10 protein-coding genes are annotated in these 13,070 nt (G+C 54.9%); 3 read left to right on the forward strand and 7 right to left on the reverse strand.

Features of this window, described 5'->3' with window-relative positions:
* Positions 1 to 2: 2 nt before the first annotated feature.
* The 3 genes from MY069_RS02245 (at position 3) to MY069_RS02255 (ending at position 5,607) form a co-directional block, all read left to right on the forward strand.
* A complete protein-coding gene (locus MY069_RS02245; protein WP_482795453.1) occupies positions 3 to 569 on the forward strand; it encodes an ECF-type sigma factor in 567 nt (188 codons plus the stop codon).
* Positions 566 to 2,935: a protein kinase domain-containing protein gene (locus MY069_RS02250; RefSeq protein ID WP_482795454.1), complete on the forward strand. Its 2,370-nt coding sequence runs from the start codon at positions 566 to 568 to the stop codon at positions 2,933 to 2,935. The genes MY069_RS02245 and MY069_RS02250 overlap by 4 nt, the downstream gene beginning before the upstream one ends.
* A 137-nt stretch (positions 2,936 to 3,072) precedes the next feature.
* Positions 3,073 to 5,607, forward strand: a complete 2,535-nt coding sequence (locus tag MY069_RS02255) for a DUF305 domain-containing protein (protein WP_482795455.1) — start codon at positions 3,073 to 3,075, stop codon at positions 5,605 to 5,607.
* 68 nt (positions 5,608 to 5,675) lie between these two features.
* Here the strand turns inward: MY069_RS02255 and MY069_RS02260 are convergent, their stop codons facing one another.
* The 7 genes from MY069_RS02260 to MY069_RS02290 form a co-directional block, all read right to left on the reverse strand.
* Positions 5,676 to 6,077 (reverse strand): DUF983 domain-containing protein, encoded by a 402-nt coding sequence (locus tag MY069_RS02260; RefSeq protein ID WP_482795456.1) that lies wholly within the window; start codon positions 6,075 to 6,077, stop codon positions 5,676 to 5,678.
* 78 nt (positions 6,078 to 6,155) lie between these two features.
* Entirely contained in the window at positions 6,156 to 7,061 is a 906-nt protein-coding gene (locus MY069_RS02265) for a sugar phosphate isomerase/epimerase family protein (protein WP_482795457.1), read from the reverse strand.
* A 3-nt stretch (positions 7,062 to 7,064) separates the two neighbouring features.
* Positions 7,065 to 8,765 (reverse strand): GMC family oxidoreductase, encoded by a 1,701-nt coding sequence (locus MY069_RS02270; protein ID WP_482795458.1) that lies wholly within the window; start codon positions 8,763 to 8,765, stop codon positions 7,065 to 7,067.
* 3 nt (positions 8,766 to 8,768) lie between these two features.
* Complete coding sequence (locus MY069_RS02275; RefSeq protein WP_482795459.1) at positions 8,769 to 9,347, reverse strand: gluconate 2-dehydrogenase subunit 3 family protein; 579 nt, start codon at positions 9,345 to 9,347, stop codon at positions 8,769 to 8,771.
* A 15-nt stretch (positions 9,348 to 9,362) separates the two neighbouring features.
* Positions 9,363 to 10,784 (reverse strand): MFS transporter, encoded by a 1,422-nt coding sequence (locus MY069_RS02280; RefSeq protein ID WP_482795460.1) that lies wholly within the window; start codon positions 10,782 to 10,784, stop codon positions 9,363 to 9,365.
* Positions 10,785 to 10,808: 24 nt separating this feature from the next.
* Positions 10,809 to 11,861 carry a sugar phosphate isomerase/epimerase family protein gene (locus MY069_RS02285; RefSeq protein ID WP_482795461.1) on the reverse strand — a complete coding sequence of 351 codons (1,053 nt, stop codon included), beginning with the start codon at positions 11,859 to 11,861 and terminating at the stop codon, positions 10,809 to 10,811.
* Positions 11,858 to 12,964 carry a Gfo/Idh/MocA family protein gene (locus MY069_RS02290; protein WP_482796742.1) on the reverse strand — a complete coding sequence of 369 codons (1,107 nt, stop codon included), beginning with the start codon at positions 12,962 to 12,964 and terminating at the stop codon, positions 11,858 to 11,860. Before MY069_RS02290 ends, MY069_RS02285 begins: the two co-directional genes overlap by 4 nt.
* Positions 12,965 to 13,070: the final 106 nt, after the last annotated feature.

Consider the following 13,070-nt stretch of genomic DNA (forward strand, 5'->3'; position numbering starts at 1 on the left):
TTATGACGGAAAATCAAGGCTCTAGAATTGATGAATTGCTTGACGCTTGGCGCGCCGGAGACGAGCAAGCGCGCAATGAATTGTTTGAACTCCTCTATTCAGAGCTGCGACAAATCTCAGCCGCGCTGCTCCGAAGCGAACGAAATTCATCCCTTTCAACCGGTGATTTGGTGAATGAGGCGGTCCTTCGAATAGTGCGTATGAGCAAGATTGATTGGGCTGACAAATCGCACTTTCTGGCCCTCGCCGCGCGCGCGATGCGCCGGGTCTTGGTGGATCACGCACGCGCGAAATCAACCGACAAAAGATCTCATCAAAAGGTCACGCTGATCACGCAATTTGCGGGCGCCGGTGCAGAGCGCATTGAACTCGATGCGCTGGATAAAGCCCTCATCCGCCTCAAAATCATTGATGAAGAAAAAGCCGATATTGTTGAGCTGAGATATTTTGGCGGGCTCTCCCTCGATGAGATCGCGATCGTAAAAAACCTTTCCAAATCCACGATCAAGCGAAGCTGGCGAGTCGCACGCCTCTGGTTGCTCGATAGTTTAGAAAGTATGCCGCAATGAGTTCAGATGATCTCGAACAAGAAGTGATGCGTGTTCTGTCCGCGGCGCTAGATCAACCCTCGGACACACGCGAAGACTGGCTCAGGCACCAATTTGCTGATCAGCCGGAATTGATCGAACGGGTCTTAAAGCTGCTTGCAAAAGATCAATCGGCCTCCTCTCTCTTGCGTACGGGAGGCGCCCGCGCCGATGCAGAAGATCCTGAAATCCCCGAACGCGCCGGCAATTACAAAATCACTGATCTAATTGGCCAAGGCGGCATGGGTGCCGTCTATAAAGGCGAACGCGATACAGGTGATTTCGAACATATCGCGGCGATCAAAATCGTCCGCCCGGGATTATTCTCTGAAGCGCTGACCGCTCGATTTGAACGCGAACGTCAAACACTTGCCAGCTTAAACCATCCAGGGATTGCCAAGCTTTTTGACGGCGGCACCTTGCCAGATGGATCACCCTATATCGTGATGGAACTGGTGGATGGCATCTCGCTTGGCGAATGGATTGAGACCGCCCCGAAAGATAAAAACACGCGTTTGGAGCTGTTTGAGAAAGTCTGCGATGCTGTCGCACATGCGCACCAAAACCTGATCATCCACCGTGACCTGACTCCGTCAAACGTGCTGGTAACGAATGAGGCTGACGTAAAACTCATCGACTTCGGCATCGCCAAACCCCAATCAAGTGAAGATGTTGATCCCGCTGCTGGATCTAACTCACTAGCTTCACTGAGTTTTACACCAGGCTTCGCGGCCCCTGAGCGGAGCCAAGGCGCGGCAGCAAATACGCTTTCGGATGTCTATTCGCTTGGCAAACTGCTCGAAGTGATGCTTCAAAAAGCGGGTCTTGATAATGATCTAGAGGCGATCATTTCCAAAGCCGCAGCTCCGGCGCCCGAACATCGCTACGCCTCGATCTCAGCGCTGTATGATGACATCCATGCCTATCGAACTGGATACCCGGTCGAGGCTCGGAACGGATCGGCAGGGTACCGGTTTGGAAAGTATTTTCGTCGCCGTCGTTTGCTTGTGACTTTTGCTGCCGCCAGCGTTCTCGCTCTTACCGGCGCATTCGTCGTCACATTACTCCAGTACCAACGTGCAGAAGCCGCCCTCGATCGCGCAAATGCGCGGTTTGAACAAGCTCGAACCCTCAGCCGATCTCTCGTGTTTGAAGCCTATGATGAATTCGCGGAAGTCTCAGGCACGCTAAAGCCTCGCCAGAAACTCGCCGACCTTTTGTCAGAATATGTGGCGCAACTTGCTGAGGATGAGCATGCACCCGACGATGTTTTATTTGATGTCGGTCAGCTCAATAGCCGCCTCGCCGATATGTATGGTGGCCTGGGGATGTCCAATCTTGGCGATACGGACAAGTCGCTAGAATTGCTCACTGCAGCCGACGCCGCATTCGAACGCCTGATTGAGAAAGATCCAAACAATACAAGTGCGCTCGCCGAGCAAATCTTTGTGCAACGCGGGCTTACTATGCAGAATTTGATTTACAGGCTCAATCCAGAGACTGCCCTGGAATATAATGCAAAAGTCCTAGAATCGGCAGAGCGCGGCGTCGCCCTTGCGGACGAGAATGAACGCACGCTATTGCGCCATTTTTGGAGCGGCCGCACCGACCGTTTGCAGATCCTGCACGACATGAAAGAGTACGAAACGGGCTTGGCCGAAGTGCGGGAGTGGCAGACCGAACTGACGCCAGAGCTGAACGAACGGTTTGGCGGCGGCGGCGAAGAAATGGCGGCGTACATGGCGGTTCAAGAAGCGGAATTCTTAAACCAGCTCGACCGGCCTGAAGAAGCCATCGCGCCCTTGCGAGTGTCTGAAGGTCATCGCGTGACCCAACTCGAAAACGCGCCCGACAATTATTATTACCAGACCCAGCTTATGGTCACCTATATGGAATTGGCCAGGGCCTATGAAAAAGCCAAAGACTTTCCTCAAGCGGTATTAGAGAGCAACAAAGCGATCGATCTTGCGCGCAACATTAAGGCCCAAGACCCAGAAGATGCAGGCGGCATCGAAGGGCTCAATTCCACTCTGCTAAACCACGCTTCTTTCCTGTTCAATGCGGGCCAAGCGGAAGAATCACTTATCACCGCCACGGAAGCGCTATCACTCGCTCGGCAACTCGATGAGCAGTTCCCAGATGATCCGTACTATCAACGCATCCTGATGAACTCCCTTCTCATTTTCGCCGCCGCGTCAGAAACCGATGACACCGTATGTGGAACCGTTGCGGAAGCGACAAGTCTGTTTGAAATCCTAAGCGCTGATGAGGATTCGACTGAGAAGAATTTCTCAAACACGCAGGAAAAACTGACCAACACCCGCGAACAACATTCTTGCGCGCCTTGATGCTTTTCAGGCAAAAATTTCTCGATCGAGCTCATGGCGCGGATTGAATTTGAAATATTTGGCGTTTCCAATTGCCAAGTCTTGCTGCGCAAGATTATCACTATGTCTCATTACAAAAGAGCTAAGTTGGGTAGATCATGACTTCATTCACCAAAACCGTTTCGGATCGTTGGATCTTGAAAGCGGCAACCAGCCTGTTTGCTTTATCGCTGGCATGTACCGCAGCTGCTGCGCAAGACGTTGCCATCATTCAACCGGGCGCGCCTGGCGAACCCGCGAAAGAGTTGAGCGCTGAAGAAGCCTCCGCCATCGCGGACACGAGCTATTCAAACGATGATGTGAAATTCATGCAGGACATGATCCCGCATCATGCCCAAGCGGTCGAAATGGCAGCGCTCGTCTCCGAGCGCACCAATAGTGAAACGCTCGTCGGTATTGCCGGACGCATCGATGCGTCTCAAGCGGACGAAATCCAATTCATGAAAGACTGGCTGGCCGATCGCGGGGAAGGCCTTCCGGGCGCGCACGCGCATCACGCCACGCACATGTCACATGAGATGATGGGCATGGCGACGCCGGAGCAAATGGCAGACCTTGCCGCATCAGAAGGCGTGGCATTTGACGAGCTCTTTTTGACTTTGATGATCCGTCATCATGAAGGGGCGCTGACCATGGTTGAGGATCTGCTCGAGCAGCCCGGCTCGGCATACGATCCCGTCCTGTTCGACTTCATCACCGACATTCAAAACGATCAAAGCGCCGAGATTGAGCGTATGAATGACATGCTCTCAGGCCTATCGAGTGATCCGAGAGCAGCCCTGTCTGCCGGATTCAGAGATGCTGGCGAAGCGATTTCTAATCTCACCAAAACGGCCTCCTTACCCAAGCCTCCAGGCTTCTTCGACCCTCAGAACCCCGCAGGTATTCCGCCTGTGATTGAAGCAGATGACAGCGAAGATGACGGTGAATACATGGCCGCGCATGACGGTCATCATGATCATGCTGACCATGGCGACATGGAAATGGCTGCGGCGGAAGATGAGGCTAATCGGGAAGAGGATCAAACAAATGAAGAAACAGAATGGGGCGAGCGGTCGCCGCTTCTCAGTTTCTCAAACACCGACATGGCCTTCGCGGGCGATATGCTCGTCGTTGGCAACTATCACGGCTTCAACATTTACACGCTAGTGGAAGACGCGGCGCCGCAATTGATCAGCTCTGTCGTCTGCCCCGGCGGCCAAGGCGATGTTTCGATCGTTGGCGACTTGTTGATTATGTCTGTCGAGCAGACGCGAGGCCGGGTTGATTGTGGTCTGCAAGGGATCTCTGAAGACATTAGTGAAGACCGGTTCCGCGGCCTTCGTATCTTCGATATCTCTGATCCGAAACGGCCAACACAAGTTGGTCTTGTCCAAACCTGCCGCGGTTCGCACACCCATTCCGTCGTTTCTGGTCCAGATGAGGACGGCAAGATTGTCGTCTGTAATTCTGGCACCGCGTCTATCCGCGAGGGCGAAGAGCTCGAAGGTTGCGTTGGAGAAGTGCCTGGTGATGACCGCACAGCCCTGTTCAGAATTGATGTAGTTGAGATCCCAGTCGATGATCCCTCCAAAGCGCGCATCGTCGATAGCCCTGCGGTGTTCGCAGATGCGGACTCAGGACAGATTGCAGGCCTATGGCAAGGCGGTGATCATGGCGAAGACACGCAAGACAGCAGCCGGACAGATCACTGTCATGACATCACTGTCTTCCCCGAGAAAAACATCGCTGCGGGCGCGTGCTCTGGCAACGGCGTGATCTTCGACATTTCCGATCCTTACAGTCCAACTCGGATTGACGCTGTCCTCGATCAAAAATTCGCCTATTGGCATTCTGCCACGTTCAACAATGATGGCACTAAAGTGCTGTTCACTGATGAATGGGGCGGCGGCAGTCGTCCGCGCTGTCGCGCGTCTGACCCTATGGATTGGGGCGCCAATGCGATCTATGACATTGTCGACGGCAAGTTAGAATTCCGCAGCTATTTCAAACTACCAGCCCCGCAAACCGAACAAGAGAATTGCGTTGCTCATAATGGCTCTGTTGTGCCGGTGCCAGGCCGCGATATTTTCGTCCAAGCTTGGTATCAAGGCGGCATGTCCGTGATTGATTTTACCGATAGCGCGAACCCACAAGAAATCGCTTACTTTGACCGTGGCCCAGTCCATGATGAACGCCTGATCCTCGGCGGTTATTGGTCGACTTACTGGTATGACGGCAAAATCTACGGCACCGAAATTGTGCGCGGATTGGATGTGTTCGAACTGAACGCCAGCGGCTTGATTAGCGAGAACGAACTCGCGGCAGCCGCCGTCGCTGACCAAGGTGAGCTGTTCAATCCGCAGCAGCAATTCAAGGTGACCTGGCCGGAAGGCGACCCGTCCGTCGCCCTCGCTTTTGTCGATCAACTCGTGCGAAGCAATGATATGACGGCGGATGATGCGTCCGAATATGCGGAGACTGTTTCAGCGGCCGCACAAGCGCTTGCAGCGGACGAAAAGAACCGCCGCGTTTCGAACAAGCTGCGGTCTTTGGCGTCGAGCTTGAAGCCATCTAATGCCGACAGCATTGCGGCGATGCGGATGACAGAATTGAAAACCACGCTGCGTGACTTGGCCCAGCGCATTCGCTAGCGCGGTCAAACACCTCAACCTCGAAAAGCGGCTCACTTGTGGGCCGCTTTTTCTTTGCGCGCGATGACCTAGTGTTTCCAGTTCCGCGGCGGTTGCCCGTGCTGCCCCGTGCTCTCAAAGCTCGCTTCCTCGGCTTTGTGTCGCACCTGAAGATTGAACAGCACGCCTTTGAATTTCGGCAACAGCACCAAAGCAAACCCCGCCATCCCCCCGATGAGCAGGATCCACAAGCCGATCAACGCGAACACCGGAAGATCAACGATTGGCAAGATGAAATAGAAAGGCGCAAACAGGATCATGGTCAGGCTGCCCACGAAGAAAGCTGGCCCGTCCGCCGTGTCGGCTTTGCGGAAGTCGAGGCCGCAGACATCGCACTCTTCTTGGAACTTTAGGTAGCCGCGAAACAGCCGCCCTTTTCCGCATCGCCCGCAACGCTCGAAAATGCCAGATCGAATTGGATGCTCAAACATGACTCTACCGCTCCGTTCAGTTCGGAAGGCGTATTTGAGCATGAATGGCGCAATTGTGACTGCGCGATATTGGCGCGGCTAGAATCGCATAGCCCGAACGGCGGCTAAGCTGGTCTCCACCGATTGCCGGAAGGGTCTGGGCGGATTGTCGTGCTCAACGATGAAATACACCATGCCGGAAACATCATTAGCGGCGAAATACTGTTCGAACGGCAGATCACCCTCGCCAACATTTGCCATCACAGCTTGCACAATCGCAGGGAAATCCAGACTGTCTCGGTATGGGCTCGCATCACCCGATAGGTCTTTGATGTGGCACATTTTAAAGCGCCCGGGGTGTTGTCTGAACAGCTCGACAATATCAGCGCCCGTCAGCGCCGCCCAGAAAAGATCAAGCTCAAACGCGACCAGGTTCGGATCGGTTTCAGACAGCAAAATATTCATTCCCGTTTCGCCATCACCAAGGTCAAAAAATTCAAATTGATGATTGTGATAACCAACGGTGATGTTTGACGCGCTGAGCACCTCGCCGGCGCGGTTTAGCATTTCCGCATGGACCTTATATTGATCGCGCCCGCGTTGCTCATCTGAAATCCATGGCAAGATGACGTGGCTACAGCCGAGCACAGACGCCGCATCCGCGACTTCGGACGGGCGATTGGCGAGGCTATCATAATCGACATGCGTAATCGGCGATGGAAGTCCGATATCATTCAGGATTAGTTTCAGATCTGCAGGCGATCTGTCAGCAAAGTTGCGACCATTCAGCTCGACATAATCATAGCCGACATCTTTGATCATTTGCAGCGTGCCGACAAAATCCTCCGCCATAGCTTCTCGCAACGTATAGGTCTGGATTCCAATCTTATCGATCTGCCCGGTTGGCGCGGCAGCGATTGGGGACTGTGCAATTTTGCCTGCGCAAGCTCCTAAGATTAGGCTGGCACCTGACGCTCCAACGAATTGTCTACGATTGAGTTTCATCTTCTATAGAGCCCCTTCTTTCATCAATTCTGCCGCGTGGTGCGCGGCGCGCGCTGAGAACGCCATATAGCTAAGTGATGGGTTCTGACAGCCGCCAGACGCCATGAATGAGCCGTCCGTGACAAACAGATTTGGGATATCCCAAGATTGGTTCCATTTGTTCAATACAGATGTCGATGGATCACGTCCCATCCGGGCAGTGCCCATTTCATGAATACCAATCCCAGGTGGTGCCGGTTCAGCTGTATCGGGATCATCGGTTTGGATATCGATCCCGCCAGCGGCTTCGAGCATGGCGCGTGTATCGCGGATGGCTTGGCGGACCATATTGCGCTCATTATCACCCCAGCGCACATCCATGACCGGAATTGGGAAACCCCATTTATCGGTCTTGTTGGGATGTAGTCGAATATGGTTTCGTTCATTCGGAAGCACTTCACCGAAGGCTACCATGCCAATCCGCCACGGCCCGGGCGAACGCGCTGCCGCTTTCAAATCCTCGCCGACGCCTTTCTGCCCCATGGCGCGCCACCAGCGATCGCGCATAGCGCCGCCTTGATAGCCAAAGCCGCGAACAAAGCCTTCCGCCTCTTCCGTATGGTTGCGGAAGCGCGGAATATAGAAGCCATTCGGGCGACGTCCAAATGTGTGTTTGTCGAGATTGCCAGGCAAGATCGCTGACCCCCGCGCGCCAGAATGGTGATCCATCATGTTTTTTCCGAGCTGGCCCGAACTATTAGCCAGACCGTTCGGCGCCGCGCTTGAGGCTGAGTTCATCAGGATCATTGTGGAGGGGATCGTGCCTGCGTTCAGAAACACCACCCGCGCCGTTATTTCTTTACGCTCGCCCGTTGCCGTGTCGACCGTCTCCACGCCGGTGGCCCGACCTGTGGTCTCATCGACGATGACTTTATGTACGGCCGTGTCTGGGATCAGTGTCATATTCCCGGTCCGGCGTGCGGCGGGCAGAGTGGCCGAATTAGAGCTGAAATAAGCGCCAAAGCTACAGCCTTGATAACAATGGTTCCGCGCCTGGCATTTGCCGCGTCCGAGGTCCATTTGCTCTTGTGTGGGTTCGGTTAAGTTGGCGGCCCGGCCAGGTATGACACGTCGACCAGGAAACGCGGCCTCAACTTTGTCGCGAAAGTCCAGTTCGGCGCAGGTCAGGTCGTGCGGGGGTTGAAATACACCGTCGGGAAGGATGTCCAAGCCTTCCATGGACCCAGAAATACCAGCAAAGCGCTCAACATAATCATACCAAGGCTTGAGATCGGCATAACGAACGGGCCAATCCACGCCGTGACCATCGCGGGCATTGGCCTCAAAATCGATCTCCGACATGCGATAGCATTGCCGCGCCCACATGATGGACTTGCCGCCTTCATGATACCCGCGGAGCCATGTGAAATCGGTCCCATCAGCGGTCTCATAAGGATGCTCTTTGTCTTTCACCCAAAACTGTTTGGTGAAGGATTGGAACGCATAAACCGTGGATTGGATCGGATAATCTTCAAGAACCTCCTGGGAGTCGCGATTGAGATGCTCGACATCCCATGGATCGATAAAATCAGAATAGTCTTTATCGGCAGTGATTTTGCGACCGCGTTCGATTACGGCGACCTTAAAGCCCTGCTCAGACATTTCCTTGGCGACCCAGCCGCCTGACATACCAGAGCCAACAACAATTACATCAAAATCAGTCATGCCTTAAGTCGCCCATGTTTTTGGAAAATCAGCGAGCGGGACACATCCGATCCACTCACCCGGAACCGGCTCATAGGCCAGCTCTTCAGTCGCGCCCGGTTCGGACATGTAATAGGCCTGAACCAAAGTCGATTTGAAATCGCGATAGAAATCGTCTTCAGTTTCGCCATCAAAGACGCGCGCATCATATGCCGACAATTCCGCTTCGCGTTGGTTTGTGGAAAGCGCTTCAAACTCTGAGCCCGATTGTTCCGCCAGCGCAGCCTTCATTGTGCTGAGGCCATCGCGCCAATAGGTTCGAAACCCATCATCTCCCCATTCGGTTGCCAGCGCTTGCAATGTGTCAGGGACACCTGCGGCCACTGCGCCCGGGGTTTCTTTGGTTGGAATGATCGTATCGGCAAGTGCCGAAATCAGTGCGAGTTCCGATTCGTTGAAAAAGCCAGACCCTGCCTCATTACTAACTGTGTCTTGGCTCGACCCAGTCCCCTGCGCGCCGCCGCACGCCGCTAGAGCCCCGGCAGCCGAGATCGCGAGCAAGCCTTTGAACATGTCTCTGCGATCAAAATTGATATCCGTCATTCTCTGCGGTCTCCTTTAATGCGCTTGCTCAACGTCTTCGCCGGACGTGGCTTTGATCCAGTTCCGCGCCATGAAGAGCGCCGCGAAGACCACGATGAGGGCGACGGGGAAATAGACCAGTTGCGAAAGCGCGCCTTGGCCCGCAGCAACTTCAACCGCGTTGCCCGTGAGGCCTTCAGATTCAGCTGCGGCGCGGGCGCTGTCGATCCAGCCACCAATGATTGGGTTCCAGATAGTCAGGGCGAACATTCCGGCCGCACCGACCAGGCTCATCCCGAGCGCACCGGAGCGCGGCACATATTGCGCGGTCACTCCGATCATGGTCGGCCAGAAATAACAGACGCCGATGGCGAAGATGATGGCCGAGACATAGACCATCGCGCCAGATGCCGACGACATTAGAAACAGGCCGAGTGTGGTCAGGATCGCACTCAAAAGCAGCACACCAATGGGGTTGAGAGCATGGATCAAGGGTCCAGCAAAATACCGCCCAACCGCCATGATCCCGGTGACCATGCCGAGCACAATCATCGCCTGGCCCGGAATACCGCCCAGCTGCGCGCCGAGGATCCGGTCAACCCATTGCTGAGTGCCGAGTTCGGAGGTGGCGGTCACGCTCATAATCCCCATCAAGACGATGAGCAGCGCCGCATCGCGGGCCCGTCCGGCGCGGAACAGCATCAGCAAGAAAGTGAGGCCCAGCACCAACAACAAGGGGAGGATGAAAGTGCCGGGCAGTCCTGCGACCAGATCATTGGGGGTCCCGATCAGGACCAAGAGGCCAAATATTGCTGTCATCAGCAATAGGCCCTTGGCGTCGAGATCCACGATCTTTTCGATCTCAGGAACGTCAGGAAATTTAGTGGTGAAAACCATATAGCCATAGATGGCGGTCGGGATCAGCATGATCGCAATTTGCGGCTGCCAGCCAATCCCGGCATTGGTCATCAAGTATGAGACGACCGCGCCGATGACGATGCCGCCCGGGAACCAGACATGGAACCGGTTCAGCCACTTGGTTTTGTCGTCTTTATACAGATCCGCGACCAACGGATTACAAGCCGCCTCAACCGAACCATTGGCGAAGCCGATAAAGAAGGTCGAGATCAACAGCCCGAGGAAACCACCAGCGGTGATGGTGAGCACGAGCCCCAGCACATGACCGGCAAAGGCCAAGATCATAATCAGGCGCGGCCCGAGCTTATTATAGAGAAAGCCGAAAACAACCATGGCGAGCGGGAAGCCTAAGAAGGCCATGGAGTTGACCCAGCCCAGTTCCGTATCACTCAGCTGAAACTCCTCTGAGAGCTGGGTCAGGATTCCGGCGCGGATCGCGAACGTCATTGCCGTGACGATCAGTGACAAGCAACTGAGCCAAAACAATTGGTTCCGATTAATACCGGCGCTCGACGGCGCTGCTTCTGTCATGGTGCTCATACTTCCTCCCACGCGCGGCTGGTCTTATGCCAGTCCGAGCATTTTTCTGTTCGCCTCGGTGCTGACTTCGCCGCCCGCGAAATCGTCAAAGGCTTTATCGGTGACGCGGATAATGTGATCAGCGACGAACTTGGCGCCTTCGCGCGCGCCGTCTTCTGGATGCTTCAAGGCGCATTCCCATTCGACCACGGCCCAGCCGTCAAAGTCATACCCGGCAAGCTTGCTGAAAATCGCGCCGAAATCGATTTGGCCATCGCCGGGCGACCGGAACCGGCCTGGTCGCTCAACCCAGCCTTGATACCCGCCATAGACACCACTCTTGCCGTTCGGACGAAACTCGGCATCCTTCACATGGAACATGCGAATGCGGTCATGATAGTGATCAATAAAAGACAGATAATCGAGCTGCTGCAGGATGAAGTGGCTCGGATCGTAGAGGATGTTGCAGCGGGCATGCCCGTCGACTTCTTCCAGGAAACGCTCGAACGTCACGCCGTCATGCAAGTCTTCGCCCGGATGAATCTCGTAACAGATGTCGACGCCGCACTCGTCATAATAGTCGAGGATTGGACGCCAGCGTTTGGCGAGCTCTTTAAATCCCTCTTCGACCAGACCCGCGGGACGCTGCGGCCATGGATACATGAATGGCCAGACCAATGCACCTGGGAAGGATACAGACCGGTCGAGCCCCAAATTCTGCGACGCCTTGGCGGCATACTTCACTTGCTGAACCGCCCACTCCTGGCGGGCTTTTGGATTGCCGTGCAATTCCGCAGGCGCAAACGCGTCAAAGGCGGTGTCATAGGCTGGGTGCACCGCCACAAGCTGACCTTGGATATGGGTAGAGAGCTCGGTAATCTCGACACCCCATTCGCGGCATTGGCCTTTAAACTCGTCGCAATAGGTTTTGCTTTCCGCTGCCTGTTTGAGATCGATGCAGGCCGGATTGTCCGACGGGATCTGCACACCCTTATAGCCTGCGTCAGCCATCCAGCGGCAGGCATTTTCCATTGTATCAAACGGCGCATCGCCCATAAATTGGGCTAAGAAAATGGCTGGGCCTTGCATGGTCTTCATGCTGTGATCTCCGTCCAATTTGAATCGTTATTGCTGCTCTCAACCAGCGCCTCGACGAACGCCATGCCGCGCACAGCAGCTTCGATACCGGCTTTCACGCCGCCTTGAGTTTGCAGCGCTTCCGCAAATTCCAGATAGATGTTGGCAAAAGCTTCAATATAACCTTCGGGATGTCCAGGAGGGACCCGGAAACCGGCTTGAACGTGTTCTGGCAAATAGCCTTGACCGGCACGCAGGATTTCAGTCGGGCGATCGGCATAGGTTCGCACCAATGTGTTCGGCTCTTCTTGATTCCATTCCAGGCCGCCCGTCTCACCATAGACTCGGATCGACAGACTGTTCTCTTTGCCGACGCAGATTTGGCTGGCGCTGAGCACACCTTTGACGCCATCCTGCATCCTAAATAGTGCTGAGCCATCATCATCTAACCGGCGGCCCTCAACGAAGACTGAGAGGTCTGCCGCGACATGGGTCATGATTTTGCCAGTGACATACTCAGCCAGGTTATGCGCGTGGGTGCCGATATCGCCCATACAACCAGAGATGCCTGATCGCGTCGGATCGGTGCGCCAATCGGCTTGCTTATTCTCAACCTCTGCGGCGAGCCAGCCTTGGATATATTCGACGAAGACCTTGCGAACCTTCCCAATGCCGCCCTCGGCGACGATCGAACGCGCCGCACTGACCAACGGATAGCCGAGATAGGTGTGGGTCAAACCGTAAGCCAAAGTACCATTAGCAAGAACGATCTTCGCGAGCGCTTTGGCTTCCTCCAAATTGAGCGTTGCAGGCTTGTCTGACAGAACGTGGAACCCCGCTTCCAGCGCCGCCTTTGCCACCGGGAAATGAACATGGTTTGGCGTCACGATGGCAACAAAATCCATGCGCTCGCCTTCTGGGAGCGCCGCTTCCGCTCGCATCATCTCATCATAGTCCGCATAGCAACGCGCGGGATCGAGCCCCAATTGCTGCCCGGTTGCTATGCAATTCTCTGGATCTCTCGAAAAAGCACCGCAGACCAGTTCAATCTGTCCATCCAGGCGCGCTGCCAAGCGATGGACGTCGCCTATAAAGGCGCCCTGACCACCGCCGACCATGCCCATTCGGAGTAGATTTCTCGTCACGGCAACCCTCCCTGCGCCTGGTTTGTCCGGTTATGCGTCCCGCTATTCATGCATATGTCAGTCGCTTCATTTAATACGGGTAGGC

The sequence above is a fragment of the Hyphomonas sp. ske169 genome (assembly GCF_056850855.1).

Excerpts from the sequence above, each read along its gene's own strand:
- MY069_RS02290 (WP_482796742.1), bottom strand. The coding sequence starts at position 12,964 with ATGGGCATGGTCGGCGGTGGTCAGGGCGCCTTTATAGGCGACGTCCAT.
- MY069_RS02245 (WP_482795453.1), top strand. The coding sequence starts at position 3 with ATGACGGAAAATCAAGGCTCTAGAATTGATGAATTGCTTGACGCTTGG.
- MY069_RS02260 (WP_482795456.1), bottom strand. The coding sequence starts at position 6,077 with ATGTTTGAGCATCCAATTCGATCTGGCATTTTCGAGCGTTGCGGGCGA.
- MY069_RS02275 (WP_482795459.1), bottom strand. The coding sequence starts at position 9,347 with ATGACGGATATCAATTTTGATCGCAGAGACATGTTCAAAGGCTTGCTC.
- MY069_RS02265 (WP_482795457.1), bottom strand. The coding sequence starts at position 7,061 with ATGAAACTCAATCGTAGACAATTCGTTGGAGCGTCAGGTGCCAGCCTA.
- MY069_RS02250 (WP_482795454.1), top strand. The coding sequence starts at position 566 with ATGAGTTCAGATGATCTCGAACAAGAAGTGATGCGTGTTCTGTCCGCG.
- MY069_RS02285 (WP_482795461.1), bottom strand. The coding sequence starts at position 11,861 with ATGAAGACCATGCAAGGCCCAGCCATTTTCTTAGCCCAATTTATGGGC.
- MY069_RS02270 (WP_482795458.1), bottom strand. The coding sequence starts at position 8,765 with ATGACTGATTTTGATGTAATTGTTGTTGGCTCTGGTATGTCAGGCGGC.
- MY069_RS02280 (WP_482795460.1), bottom strand. The coding sequence starts at position 10,784 with ATGAGCACCATGACAGAAGCAGCGCCGTCGAGCGCCGGTATTAATCGG.
- MY069_RS02255 (WP_482795455.1), top strand. The coding sequence starts at position 3,073 with ATGACTTCATTCACCAAAACCGTTTCGGATCGTTGGATCTTGAAAGCG.